The sequence below is a fragment of the Olsenella profusa DSM 13989 genome (assembly GCF_030811115.1).
Lineage (GTDB): Bacteria > Actinomycetota > Coriobacteriia > Coriobacteriales > Atopobiaceae > Olsenella_F > Olsenella_F profusa.
In genome coordinates this window covers 2,558,272-2,570,842 of record NZ_JAUSQK010000001.1, presented here as the reverse complement: position 1 = coordinate 2,570,842, position 12,571 = coordinate 2,558,272, and the positions used below count along the sequence as shown (strand labels likewise).

General features: G+C 59.0%; 11 protein-coding genes. 7 read left to right on the top strand and 4 right to left on the bottom strand.

Annotated elements, in window-relative coordinates; all coding sequences use genetic code 11:
- Positions 1 to 62: 62 nt before the first annotated feature.
- Complete coding sequence (locus J2S71_RS11955) at positions 63 to 1,013, top strand: VaFE repeat-containing surface-anchored protein (RefSeq protein WP_307392248.1); 951 nt, start codon at positions 63 to 65, stop codon at positions 1,011 to 1,013.
- Between the two features lie 142 nt (positions 1,014 to 1,155).
- Here the strand turns inward: J2S71_RS11955 and J2S71_RS11950 are convergent, their stop codons facing one another.
- From J2S71_RS11950 to J2S71_RS11935, 4 genes are all read right to left on the bottom strand, one after another.
- Positions 1,156 to 1,572: a YjdF family protein gene (locus J2S71_RS11950; protein WP_307392243.1), complete on the bottom strand. Its 417-nt coding sequence runs from the start codon at positions 1,570 to 1,572 to the stop codon at positions 1,156 to 1,158.
- 201 nt (positions 1,573 to 1,773) lie between these two features.
- Positions 1,774 to 2,328, bottom strand: a complete 555-nt coding sequence (locus J2S71_RS11945) for a hypothetical protein (protein ID WP_307392240.1) — start codon at positions 2,326 to 2,328, stop codon at positions 1,774 to 1,776.
- Positions 2,325 to 3,515, bottom strand: coding sequence for a relaxase/mobilization nuclease domain-containing protein (locus tag J2S71_RS11940; RefSeq protein WP_307392238.1), 1,191 nt, complete (start codon positions 3,513 to 3,515; stop codon positions 2,325 to 2,327). The genes J2S71_RS11945 and J2S71_RS11940 overlap by 4 nt, the downstream gene beginning before the upstream one ends.
- Positions 3,516 to 3,524: 9 nt before the next feature.
- Positions 3,525 to 3,926: a hypothetical protein gene (locus J2S71_RS11935; RefSeq protein WP_307392235.1), complete on the bottom strand. Its 402-nt coding sequence runs from the start codon at positions 3,924 to 3,926 to the stop codon at positions 3,525 to 3,527.
- A 306-nt stretch (positions 3,927 to 4,232) separates the two neighbouring features.
- Here J2S71_RS11935 and J2S71_RS11930 point away from each other — a divergent pair, with 306 nt between their 5' ends.
- From J2S71_RS11930 to J2S71_RS11905, 6 genes are read left to right on the top strand one after another with little or no spacing between them, the layout of a single operon-like run.
- Positions 4,233 to 4,475 (top strand): YlcI/YnfO family protein, encoded by a 243-nt coding sequence (locus J2S71_RS11930; protein ID WP_307392232.1) that lies wholly within the window; start codon positions 4,233 to 4,235, stop codon positions 4,473 to 4,475.
- Entirely contained in the window at positions 4,472 to 5,170 is a 699-nt protein-coding gene (locus J2S71_RS11925; RefSeq protein ID WP_307392228.1) for an SAM-dependent DNA methyltransferase, read from the top strand. Before J2S71_RS11930 ends, J2S71_RS11925 begins: the two co-directional genes overlap by 4 nt.
- Positions 5,163 to 6,677: an Eco57I restriction-modification methylase domain-containing protein gene (locus J2S71_RS11920; RefSeq protein ID WP_307392225.1), complete on the top strand. Its 1,515-nt coding sequence runs from the start codon at positions 5,163 to 5,165 to the stop codon at positions 6,675 to 6,677. Before J2S71_RS11925 ends, J2S71_RS11920 begins: the two co-directional genes overlap by 8 nt.
- Complete coding sequence (locus J2S71_RS11915) at positions 6,670 to 9,666, top strand: GIY-YIG nuclease family protein (RefSeq protein ID WP_307392222.1); 2,997 nt, start codon at positions 6,670 to 6,672, stop codon at positions 9,664 to 9,666. The genes J2S71_RS11920 and J2S71_RS11915 overlap by 8 nt, the downstream gene beginning before the upstream one ends.
- Positions 9,667 to 11,367 carry an ATP-dependent nuclease gene (locus J2S71_RS11910; protein ID WP_307392220.1) on the top strand — a complete coding sequence of 567 codons (1,701 nt, stop codon included), beginning with the start codon at positions 9,667 to 9,669 and terminating at the stop codon, positions 11,365 to 11,367.
- The gene (locus J2S71_RS11905; RefSeq protein ID WP_307392217.1) at positions 11,360 to 12,412 is read left to right on the top strand and encodes a UvrD-helicase domain-containing protein; all 1,053 of its coding nucleotides are present in this window, start codon (positions 11,360 to 11,362) and stop codon (positions 12,410 to 12,412) included. Before J2S71_RS11910 ends, J2S71_RS11905 begins: the two co-directional genes overlap by 8 nt.
- Positions 12,413 to 12,571: the final 159 nt, after the last annotated feature.

The following is a 12,571-nucleotide window of genomic DNA, read 5'->3' as shown; positions in this document are numbered from 1 at the left end:
CGTTTGGTACGGATTTCCGGTACCGGCCCCTTCCGTCGACTCCTACGTTAGCGAATATAGCAGTGCCGCAGGGCGACCTCGCACTCGTGAAGGTGGCGGACGGTGCCCAGCAGCGACTCGCGGGCGTGCCCTTCAAGATCACCAGCAAGACCACGGGCGAGTCCCATGTCATCGTGACAGACGGCAACGGCCAGGCATCGACGGCGACGAGCTGGAACGCCCACACCAAGGACACCAACGGCGGCACGGCGGGCTCCGGCGTGTGGTTTGGAGGCTCCGAGCCCGACGACGCCAAGGGTGCGCTGCCCTTTGACACCTACACGGTGGAGGAGCTTCCCTGCGAGGCCAACGCCGACCGCACGCTCATCCCGGCCTTCGACGTGTCGGTCTACCGCGATGCCGTAGCCGTGGATTTGGGCACGCTCACCGACGACGCGCCGCCCAGCAAGACGTCTCCCGCACCTGGCGTGCAAACCGAGGTGACCGACGCGGATGACGGCGACCACGAGGCAGTGGCAGATGACTCGGCGACCATCGTGGACACCGTCTCCTACACGGGGTTCACGCCCGGCAAGGAGTACACGCTCACCGGAACTCTCGTGAACAAGGAGACCGGCGAGCCCGTGCGCGCGGACGGCAAGGCCGTCGCCTCAACCGTTGCCTTCGTGCCCGATGCGGCGGACGGCACACAGGAGGTCACCTTCACCTTCGACGGCGTGGAGTTGTCAGGCCACGCGGCCGTGGCCTTCGAGTCGCTCACCCTGGAAGGCCAGGAGGTCGCGTCGCATGCCGACGTGAACGACGAGGGGCAGACTGTGAAGCTCGCGCCGCCCGAGACTCCTGAGGCACCTGAGGCACCGACGCCCGGAGGCAAGCTTCCGCAGACGGGAGACGAGGTGCCGATAGCGGGCATCTGTGCCCTGGCTGCGGCGGGTTGTGCCGCCTCCGTCATCGGCATCGCGCGCAGCATCGGCACGAGCCGCCGCGAGGAGGACGAGGTGGGGGAGGACTAGCATCGTCGCCTACATAGCCGGCTTCCTCTCCGGCTTCATGACGCTTGCTGCCTACGCCTGTTGCAGGGCATCTGGTGCAGCGTCATGGGCGGGGGAGAGGGAACGATAAGCAAGGGCTCGCACGCGCGAGCCCTGTTCTTGTCTAATGCCCTCGGCGCTTCGCTTTGCGCTTCTGCCGCTTGAGGTCGAACTGGCGCTGTTTCTCTGCTTCGCGTTGTTCTCTACTGGCTTGTTTGCGCTCGGTTTTATTTGCTTCGAGCTGTAGCTGTAGCGCTTGCTGAGACTTAGTCCCTATGCCTGTTTCCTGCATCTGCTTGCGAGCGGCACGTTGGCGCCGCTTAGGGTTCTCACTTGTGTGCTGCTCTTCAGCGGCTACTGCGGGACTGAACTTGAGGTCGTAGAAGCGCCTGAGCACGAAGTCGTGTACCTCATAGTCCTTTGGTTCTGCGCCAAAAGTGACTTTAGCCACGGTAAGCTGACTGTTCTCAACGCGCTCAAAGACACCAACCCAAAAGGGTGCATCAAACAGGACGGTCAGCGTGATGCTGGATCGCTCCATGGATTTCCTCCTTGTGTGTGGTTGCGCAAAGAAAGGACAACCCAGGGAGGGAGGGTTACTTACCTCGCGTCAGCGAGACGATCGGGCTACCTACCGGCTCTAACGTACCTTGTTTGGTACGCATTGCGTTTCTATCTTTGCGGGCCCCGCTCGTAGGAAGCAGCACCACTCCTCATTATGGCAGAAGTGTTGGGATGACGCTTAGAGCCGGCATTCTTGGGAGTTATCCGCCGCTGAATCCTCTGCAAGCTCTTCCACAAGCTCATACGTTGCAGGGTCGAAGCCCATCAGGCGGCAGACCTCGGCCTCTATATCGATTCCGTCTGCACCGTCGCTCACAAGCATGCTGAGCGTACGATGCGCCGAGACCGCCTGGGCGGGCAGCCCGTCTGCGATACGCGAGGCCCAGGCGAGTCGGTTGCAGTCCACGAGGCCGTCGCCCACGCGCAGGAGTGCGAGCTCGCCGTCCACCATCACCATGGAGAGCTGCGGCACGTCTACGCCGTCCGCAACGACGACGCAGAGCCCGTCGCGCCTGTGGGCTATGGGGAGGCCCTCCGGCCCGGCGGGCGCGTCCTGCCCCGGTGCGGGGTACCAGCGCATGGAGAGGATCAGCACGCCGCCCTCGCGCATGGCGCCTGAGATGTCGAGCGACCAGTTGGTGACTACGTTGCCTCGATACATGCTCGCGTCGGTGAGGTTGGCGGTGTCGAACGCGTCCATGCGCCCGTCCTGGTAGTAGGTCTTCACGATCATCGCCGGCTCTCCTTTCCGTCGTCGCGCTGATGTTCGCAGTGGTGCTCGTTCGTGTGCTCTGCGGTGCTGCTGCGCTGTGCGCTTGCGCCTTGGGTGCGGGAGAAGGGCTTCGACGGCTTCGGTGCATGGTGCCGCTCTGAGCTGCGGTTCTTGAGGATGCCGAGGCCTTGCACGTAGGCGGCCATCTCGGGGTTGCCCGTGCCCTTGGCGGCGAAGTCCGCCGTTGTGCGGATGCGGTTGCCCTTGAGCCATGCGAGTGCCTCGGAGAGCCTCTCCAGCTCCGAGAGATTTCCGAGTTCTACGGCGGAGCGCGCAAGCTCCGCGACCCTGCGTTCGCTTGCGTCTGAGAGGTGCCCCGCCATTCCTAATGAGAAGCCGCGCATGAGCGACTCGCGCCCGTAGTCGAGCCCCAGGCTCTCGCCCGAGACGCGCCAAGTGGGGTGCCCGGAAAGCGAGAACACCCAGTCGCGACGGCGTGCCTTGGCGGAGTTGTCCTCGACCTCCACGCCCAGGCTCTTGAGGAGTCCCCTGAACTCGTCCTCGTCCCTCGTGACGGAGCGCGCCACGCGGACGCGGGCGCGGATGTCCGCCACCCAGGAGTAGCCACCCTTCTCGGCGATCTCGCGCTCCGCCCGGCGCACGTGCTCGGCCTGCAGCGTGCGGGGCCGCACGCGCCCACGCGCGGACGATCTTTCCTCAACGCTATCGAAGTCCGAGAGCCCGCGCTCCTTGGCCATGCGCTGCAGCGAGTGCTTGAGCTCCTTGGGGTCGGGGTCCTGAAGTCGGTGCCCCGTGACGATGTTGGTGTTGTTCACGACCACGTGGGCGTGCGGGATGCGCCCGGCGTTGTCGTCGTGGTAGACGATTGCCACCTCGTAGTCGCCGAAGTGCTCGCGCGCCCAGGCGACCGCGAGCTCGCGGAGCGCGTTCAGGCTCACGTGGTCATTGGGGTCCGGCGAGAGGACGTAGTGCTTGTAGGTGCGGCAGGGCCTGTCTCCCCAGGGAGTGTCGTTTCGCCAGTGGGTGCGGGTGGCGTCCATGGCGGCGGCCCAGTCGAAGGCGATGTCCCCGCGCTCGGGAACGTCGAGGTTCAGGTAGTCGGCGGCGAGCGCGCGCCCGTCCCTGGTGAGGTAGCGATAGACGCCCCTGCAGGACGTGTGGCCGGATATGGGCTTGAGCAGCGGCATGAGAAGCACCTACAGGAAGAGCAGGCGCGACTCGGCCACCTCGCGCACGGGAGCGGAGAGCTCGCCCGTCCTCTCGCGCAGTCGCTCCAGCTGTCGCTTGACCGAGGCGAGCTCCTCCAGGATGTCGGATGCGTCCATGGCCTCGCGCCTGAGGTAGTAGGCGATGCGGTTCAGGGCGTGGGCTGACTGGTTCTGCTGGTAGCCCCACTGGTTGAGCTCGCGGTAGAGCCGGTTGGCGCAGGCGAGGTCGAGCACCACGTGGCGGCGTGCCGACACGTTCTCCGCCGGCAGCTGCAGGAGCAGCCTCACGAGTGCGGACATGGTGATGCCCAGCTTGCCTGCGAGCTTTCTAGCGCGCTCCACGTTTGCCTCGCTAACGCGCACGTGCAGGCGCCTGTCGAATCTTTCCATGGTTCCCCCTAGGCGCCGAGAGGCGGCGCGTCTTGCCCGGATGGTAAGTCCGGGCTTCCCAGGGGCGCGGGGCATCCCCCGCATGGGAGCGTATCGCGTGCGCACGCGCGCGTGCTCCCGTCGCTCGGCATCCGGGTGGAGAAGCACGCCATTGAAGCGGCGGCGCGATGGGCGCGGCTCCCGGTGCCGACAAGCGCTATCTCGTGCGTTGTGCGCACAAGATAGGCTGCTTGCTTAGAACTGGAAATCTTCCCTATACGGCAGGAGCCAAACTTCGCATAAACTCGTTACTGCTAGAATGTATTCATGTTGTATTTACTCAAAAGGCAGGTGCACGAGGTGAAGTATTCGGAGCTTGTGAACAGCGGCGCCACCGAGACCGAGCTGCAGGAGCAACTCGTCGGCGGCGATATGACCACCATCACCATGCGCATACCAAGAAACCTCAAGGAAGCGGGAGCAGAGGCAGCCGTCCTCAAGGGCATCAGCTTCAGCGCCTTCATCCGCATGTGCATGATTGAAGAGCTTACGAGAGAGCGTGATAAATGACTGCACAAGTAAAATCGCGCCAGCGTGTACAGGACCACGGCGAGGTGTTCACCAACGTGCGCGAGGTGAACGCCATGCTGGATATGGTGAAACAGGAGACCGAACGCATCGAGTCGCGCTTCCTGGAGCCCGCATGCGGCGACGGAAACTTTCTCGACGAGGTGCTGAGGCGCAAGCTTGCCGTGGTGGGCTCACGCTACCGGCGCTCGCTCGCCGAGTGGGAGCGCTACGCTTTCATAGCCGTGGGCAGCATCTACGGCGTGGAGCTGCTTGCCGACAACGTAGCGTCATGCCGGGAGCGGCTGTACTCGATCGTGGAGGCGGACTATCTGCGCGTGTGCAAGAAGAGCCCGACGCCTGGCTACCTTGAGGCCATCCGCTACGTTCTATCGCGCAACATCCTGAACGGCAACGCCCTAAGCCTCAAGGCCGTGGACGAACATGGGGACGACACCAACGAGCCAATCGTCTTCTCCGAGTGGTCCTTGGTTATGGGCGACAAGGTGAAGCGCCGCGACTTCCGTTTGGACGAGATGCTGGAGGGCAGCGCCGACCAACAACAATTCTCGCTGTTCGGCGCAAGTGGTACACCCACCTCGGAGTGGGAGTTGGACGAGGAGACCGGTGCGATGACTCCCAAGCCCATACGGGAGTTTTCAATGACGAGCCTCTACGAGGTGCAGAACAATGAGTAGCCTTTTTGAAACCACCTACAATCCCGACGTACTGAGCTGCCTTGCCAACCTGAGCAACGATGAGGTCTTCACTCCTCCGGACTTGGCGAACAAGATGCTCGACCTGCTGCCTCGTGAAATCTGGAGCGACCCTAACGCTACGTTCTTTGACCCCGGCACTAAGTCTGGCGTCTTCCTGAGGGAAGTTGCAGTTCGACTCATAGATGGCCTTGAGCCACAATTCCCAGACCTACAGGAGCGGCTTAATCATATCTACCGCAATCAAATTTTTGGTATGGCAATAACCGAACTCACGAGTCTGCTTGCGCGGCGCAGCCTCTACTGTTCTAAGTACCCAAACAGCAAATACTCCATAGTCCATTTTAATGAGCCTCAGGGCCGCGTTGATTACAGGCAATTGAAACACACATGGGAATACGGACGGTGTAAGTATTGCGGCGTCCCTAAGGCTGTGTATGACCGCGAACAGGATCTGGAGTCTTACGCATACGAGTTCATTCACCTAGACGATCCGGGAGAGGTATTTAGTGTGAAATTCGATGTCATCATAGGCAACCCTCCCTACCAAATGAACGATGGAGGTGGCAATGGCAGCAGTGCCATGCCCATTTACCATAGGTTCATCGAGCAGGCAAAGAAGCTTAACCCTCGTTACCTTTGTATGATTGTGCCGGCAAAATGGCAGTCGGGAGGCAAGGGCCTCGATGCTTTCCGTGATTCTATGCTCCATGATCGCCGCATCAAGGAGATGGTCACATACAGCGATTCACGTGACTGCTTTCAAGGCGTTGACATTGCAGGCGGCGTTTCTTACTTCTTGTGGGCGCGCGACTATGATGGTCCATGTCACGCAACGCTGCATGAGAACGGAGAGGACACCTCTTCCGATAGAGCCCTCGACGAATTCCCCGTGTTCATCGCTTCCGATCGGGCAGTGAAAATTATACGTAGCGTGCAATCCAAAGCCAGCGAGTTCTATGCCGATATCGTGCGCTCTCGTAAGCCGTTTGGTATCGGGGCTGGGTCTGACTATAAGAAAGGTGATCTGGCTCTCAGGTATCGCGGGGGGATGTCTACAGTTAACAAAGATGGTGTGACGACTGGCCGGGAGATGATTGACCAGTGGAAGGTTATTATCTCGAAAGCAGCGGCAGAGCATGCGGGGCAGTCCGACAAGAATGGTCAGCGAAAAATGTTGACAGTTATCGAGATCCTGCCGCCTAAGACCGTATGCAGCGAGACATATCTTGTCGTTGACGCCTTTGACAGCCAGGCAGGGGCGGAGAACTTGGCAGCCTACATACGTACAAAGTTCGTACGCTATTTGATATGGCAGGCAACGCCAACGCAAAATATATCGAAAAGCTGCTTCGCGTTTGTGCCCGCCATCGACCTAAGCAAGGCCCCCACCGACGAGGAGCTTTATAGCTACTTTGGTCTTGATGAGGATAGTATGCGGGAAATCGAGACAAAAATTAAGCCAATGACGGGTGGCGAAGATGACTAGTAGCGACTTCTTCCCGCCACGTCCTGACGCGACGCCGATTATCTACGCCTACTGCGAACCTGATAACTATCAACTTAAAGGCATGCTCAAGGTCGGCTACACCGCCCGCACCATAGACGAGCGCATGCACGAGCACTACCCGACGCTCAAGCCAGGCGACAAGCCCTACGAGGTCGTGTTCGTGGCACCAGCCATGCGCACCGACGGCACCACCTTCATGGATCACGAGGTGCACGCAAATCTAAACCTCAATGGGTTCTACAAGCAGCGGGATTCCGATGGCAAGAAAACTGAATGGTTCAAATGTAGCATCGAAGATGTGAGGGCAGCCTACCTTGCGGTCCGCGATCGCGCTGAGAACGTAGAGCGGCGCACCCAGGACTTCAGGATGCGCCCCGAGCAGGAGGCGGCCGTCCACAAGACCGAGGCGTACTTCCACTCCTTGGAGCGGGAGGGCGGCGCGCGTACGCCCAAGTTCCTGTGGAACGCCAAGATGCGCTTTGGCAAGACCTTCGCTGCCTACGAGCTCGCCAAGGACATGGGATTCAGGCGCGCACTCGTGCTCACCTTCAAGCCGGCAGTGCAGACCGCCTGGGAGGAGGACCTGAACACACATGTGGACTTCGAGGGCTGGCAGTTCATCAGCCGCCCGAAGGACCCCAGCAGGCCCAACATCGCAGAGCAGTACGAGGCTGCCGACAAGGATCGTCCGATAGTGTGCTTCGGGTCGTTCCAGGACTTCCTGGGCCGCGACCGCTCCGGGCGAATCAAGCCCCAGCACGAGTGGGTGCGCGAGGAGGACTGGGACCTCGTCATCTTCGACGAGTACCACTTCGGCGCGTGGAACGAGAACTCAAAGACGCTCTTCGAGCCCGAGGACGAGGACGAGCTGAACACCCAGGAGGACATGGACACCAGCCTCGGCCATGCGAACACCGGCAACGAGATGGACGAGGGCGACCTGCCTATCGTGACTAAGTACTACCTGTTCCTCTCGGGAACGCCCTTCAGGGCGCTCAACTCAGGGGAGTTCATCGAGGAGCAGATCTACAACTGGACCTACTCCGACGAGCAGGCGGCTAAGGAGGCGTGGCCACATGAGCACCCCGGCCTCCCGAACCCCTACGCCGCGCTACCGCGCATGGTGCTGCTCACCTACCAGATGCCAGACGAGATTCGCAACGTGGCGCTCGGCGGCGAGTACAACAGCTTCGACCTGAACGCGTTCTTCGAGGCAAGGGGAGAGGGAGATGCTGCCGAGTTCGTGCTCAAGGACGCCGTGCAAAAGTGGCTCGACCTGATTCGTGGTGCGTACAAGCCATCAGCCGTTGACGACCTGAAGCTTGGCGCGGAGAAACCCGCGCTACCATATGCCGACACGCGCTTGCTGCGCGTGCTGAACCACACGCTATGGTACCTTCCGCGCGTGAACAGCTGCTACGCGATGCGCAACCTCTTGCGTGAGCCGCAGAACGTGTTCTTCCATGACTACACCGTCAGCGTGTGCGCCGGCACGGAGGCGGGCGTTGGAATGGCTGCGCTCGACAGGGTGCGTGAGACGATGGAGGACCCGCTGCACTCCCAGACCATCACGCTCACCTGCGGCAAGCTGACCACCGGCGTGACCGTGAAGCCCTGGACCGGCATCTTCATGCTGACCAACATGCGAAGCCCCGAGACGTACTTCCAGGCCGCCTTCCGCGTGCAGTCGCCCTGGACCGTGAAGGATGATGCGGACAAGACCGAGATCGTGAAGCGGGAGTGCTACGTGTTCGACTTCGCGCTGGACCGGTCGCTGCGCATGGTGTCGGACTACAGCTGCCGCCTCAAGGTGGACGAGAGCGTGGGGCCCGAGCAGAAGGTCGGCGAGTTCATCAACTTCCTGCCGGTGCTGGCCTATGACGGCAGTGCCATGCGGCCCGTGAGCGCTGCCGACATCCTCGACATCGCAATGGCGGGCACCTCGGCGACGCTGCTCGCGAGGCGCTGGGAGTCTGCGCTTCTGGTGAACGTGGACAACGACACGCTGCGGCGCATCCTCAACAACGAGGACGCCCTCAATGCCCTCATGAGCATCGAGGGCTTCCGTGCCCTGAATGCCGACATCGAGACGATCATCAACCGCTCCGAGGCCATCAAGAAGGCCAAGCGCGAGAAGGAGGAGCTGACCCCGAAGGAGAAGGAGGAGATCTCCGCCGAGGAGAAGGAGCTCAAGAGCAAGCGCAAGCAGATCCAGGAGAAGCTTATCAAGTTCGCCACACGCATACCGGTGTTCATGTACCTGACCGACTACCGCGAAGAGACCCTAAAGGACGTCATCACGCAGCTGGAGCCGGGACTCTTCAAGAAGGTGACCGGCCTCACGGTGAAGGACTTCGAGCTGTTGGTCTCGCTGGGTGTGTTCAACGACGCGCTCATGAACGACGCCGTGTACAAGTTCCGTCGCTACGAGGACTCGTCACTGAGCTATGCCGGCGTGAACCGCCATGAGGGCGAGCGTGTGGGCCTGTTCGACACGACGCTCACTGACTTCGAGTACATGGCCATGGCTCAGGAGGAGTCGATGGTGGCTCCTAACGGGCTGGTGCGGCCGACGGCGAGTGCAGTGAGCGCAAGCGACGCAACGGGCGTATTGCGAGCTGCGGGGAAGACCACGACCAAGCCTTCGGCGGCCATGCCGTCCATGACTGCTCCCATGGCAAAGAGTCCCGAGTCCGCACCGTCGAAGTCCGAGAGTAACCCTATGCCTGTCACGACTCCTGCTGACGAGGAGGCGACACCCGCGAAGCCCGCCGTGACCCAGGAGCAGCTGAATGCGCTATCCGATGGCGACGTCGTGTTCCACAAGGCATTTGGCTACGGACACATCATCGACCTTGGTGACTCGTACATTGAGGTGACGTTCGACAGCGACGACAAGAAAAAGAAGCCGTCGAGGAAGTTCATGTTCCCGAGCGCGTTTTACCAGGGTCTGCTTCAGATTGGATAGATGAGTATGCCGACAGGAGAACCTAGCCCGAAATTTGACATAGAAAAGGTCATTATCAGCGGGTTTAAGCGCATTCGCGAGCCGTTGACTGTCGATATGATACGTCAACTGAGCATACTCGTAGGCGATAATGGCGTTGGGAAGAGCACTATCCTCGAAGCAATACACCTTGCCCTTACGGGCTTATACCGAGGAGAGCCCATCCAACGAGTTCTTTCGCAGGCGTTATTTAACAATGATGACGTCGCTGCATTTATCGCCGCCGCGTGCTCGGGCGACTTTTCAAGGCTTCCCATAATCAAGATTGAGGTGTACCTCAGTGGCGGCGATGGGCATGACGCTGAATACCTTTCAGGTGCCGTCAATTCCGAGAAGAGTAAGCATTGCGGATTCACGTTCTCTGTCCTTTTCGATGAGGACTATCGTGACGAGCTCGAAAGCTTGCCCGAAAGCAGCCTCAAGAGCCTGCCTATCGAATACTACGAGGCAAAGTGGATGACCTTCGGGGACGGGCCGATTACGCCTCGAAAGATTCCCGTTCGGTCCGTGATGATCAACCCTGCCGGAGACTGGCGGGGCAGCAGGGTGGACGAGCGCGCAGCCCGCGTCCTTCTTAATGGATTGGATGAGAAACACCAGATGGCGCTAGCCCAAGAAGCCCGCATTGCTTTCGATGCATGGAGTGCCAAAGATGCGCTTAAGAAAGCCAATGGCTCACTGCCAACCATTGGTATCGAAGGCATTGGTGACATTGACATCACCACCGATCATGGCACGACGGACTCTTGGAAGAAAAATATCGTTGTTCGTCTTGAAAGCGTACCTTATGGGCATATCGGCGCGGGAGCGCAGAGTATGATGCAGACTGGCATCGCTCTAGGCAAGGAACGCCCAGAAAAGACAACTCTGCTTCTCTTCGAGGAGCCTGAGAACCATCTTTCCCATACAAATCTGAGCAAACTCATCAGGTTGATTGCTGATGGTGCGGATGGCCGTAAGGTCATCGTAACGACCCATTCGAGCTATGTGGCAAACGTGCTTGGCCTTGAGAACTTGCAAATCGTAGGCGGCGATTCACGACAGCCTTATTGCTCTCCGCTCGTAGACCTTTCCCCGGAAACGCTGAGATTCTTCAAGAAACTGCCTGGATACGACACCTTAAGGCTCGTGCTCTCGCGGGCGGCAATCCTGGTAGAGGGTTCTTCAGACGAGTTAATCGTACAGTTGGCATATCGGCAAACCCACAACAACAGGCTGCCAATCGAGGATGGAATTGACGCCATTTCTGTCGGAAGCGGCTTTCTCCGATTCCTTGAGATCGCGAGTTCCATTAAAAAGCGCGTGCTTGTTCTTACCGACAATGACGGCGATACCGCAGCCCTCGATAAGAAGTATGCCGACTTTTCCTCAGATGACCATGTGCACTTAGGCTACGTTCGAGATGAATTTGAGCCGGACGATCCGACTGACATAGACCCGGATAAGAAGCTCAATTGGAATACCCTTGAAGCAGAGATGTTGAGAAAGAATGGCTTCGAAAACCTTGAGAACATCTTGGGTCGAAAAGACGACTGCAAAGCAAGCCTTCTCAAATATATGGAAGGGAACAAGACCGATACTGCTCTTGAGCTATTTGATGCTGGCGCAAACGTCCTCATTCCCGACTATATAAGCGACGGGATAGGTTGGCTCGATGAGTAATGCTGAAGACCGCAAGAGAATAATCGTTGCTGGCGCAGGCGCTGGCAAGACGACTCTGCTCCGTAACATTGCAGTCGAACGCTATGCCAATAAGAGTGTGCTATATCTGACCTACACCGATGCGAACGCTAGCGAGTTTCGTGCTGCAGTTATTGCCGCGCTTGGGCACCTTCCTGCAAACATAACCATCATGACCTGGTTCTCTTTCCTGCTCGCCCATGGTGTAAGGCCATTTCGCGCTCAGAATTTCACGCATCGAGTCGATCGCATGCTCTTCAATAACCAAGAGCCACGTCGCCGCAGGGGCGTTACTCGCGGTATGGAGGAATACTTCTGCGCCAAGCCGGGCGTTGTACACAGAACTTCTCTTGCTGATTTGGCTGTCTACTGCAATGAGCAATGGGGCGGCGAGGTCATTAATCGGATATGCGCAATCTACGATGTCATCCTGGTAGATGAGGCACAGGATTTCGCTGGTTATGATTACGATTTCATCCTTGCTATGATGGACTGTGCTGACAACATGGTGGTCGTAGGCGACCCGAGGCAGCAGACCTACCGAACAGGCTGGAAAGCCAAATACAAGAACCTGCAGCATATCTTCGAGTTCTTTGAACGTCGTACATCGTACGACTTGGATACCACTACTCTCTCGGTTACACACAGGTGCTCAGCAGACGTAATGGACTATGCCAACCGGCTCTACAGCGAATATCAGCCGGTTATACCGAGTGATGAGCGACTCGCAAAGCCGCAAGGCAAAGTCACTGTGCTGGAAAAGAAAGATTTCGCTGCATGGGTCGCCACAAGAGCAGAGCTGCCCACTGTATTGACATGGAACAAAAATGTCGCAGGTACCGTTGGCTGTCATAGGATAAACATGGGCGAATCGAAGGGGCTTACGCTTGGCGATGTTGTCATATTCGCGACGGGCGAAATGAAGAAGTGGATTGAAGGCAAGCCTGCAAAACTTGAGGGCACAACTAAAGCGAAGTTCTATGTTGCCCTAACGAGAGCGCGTGGTGATCTCTGCCTTGTCATATAGGGTGACTATGACTAAGAAAACCGTTCACGAACTGGCTCAAAACGCTATGAGCAACGCCCCGGAGCCGGAGCTCCTGAGAGCGCCCTGTGCTTAGCGCGCGCCGAGCGCGTTGAGGTGATGGCGGAGAAGTGTCTGGCTCTCACCGACGATGAGCATACT

Bases quoted from the DNA above. Each gene is read 5' to 3' on its own strand.
- J2S71_RS11950 (WP_307392243.1), bottom strand. From the start codon at position 1,572: ATGGAGCGATCCAGCATCACGCTGACCGTCCTGTTTGATGCACCCTTT.
- J2S71_RS11945 (WP_307392240.1), bottom strand. From the start codon at position 2,328: ATGATCGTGAAGACCTACTACCAGGACGGGCGCATGGACGCGTTCGAC.
- J2S71_RS11940 (WP_307392238.1), bottom strand. From the start codon at position 3,515: ATGCCGCTGCTCAAGCCCATATCCGGCCACACGTCCTGCAGGGGCGTC.
- J2S71_RS11935 (WP_307392235.1), bottom strand. From the start codon at position 3,926: ATGGAAAGATTCGACAGGCGCCTGCACGTGCGCGTTAGCGAGGCAAAC.
- J2S71_RS11930 (WP_307392232.1), top strand. From the start codon at position 4,233: ATGTTGTATTTACTCAAAAGGCAGGTGCACGAGGTGAAGTATTCGGAG.
- J2S71_RS11925 (WP_307392228.1), top strand. From the start codon at position 4,472: ATGACTGCACAAGTAAAATCGCGCCAGCGTGTACAGGACCACGGCGAG.
- J2S71_RS11920 (WP_307392225.1), top strand. From the start codon at position 5,163: ATGAGTAGCCTTTTTGAAACCACCTACAATCCCGACGTACTGAGCTGC.
- J2S71_RS11915 (WP_307392222.1), top strand. From the start codon at position 6,670: ATGACTAGTAGCGACTTCTTCCCGCCACGTCCTGACGCGACGCCGATT.
- J2S71_RS11910 (WP_307392220.1), top strand. From the start codon at position 9,667: ATGAGTATGCCGACAGGAGAACCTAGCCCGAAATTTGACATAGAAAAG.
- J2S71_RS11905 (WP_307392217.1), top strand. From the start codon at position 11,360: ATGAGTAATGCTGAAGACCGCAAGAGAATAATCGTTGCTGGCGCAGGC.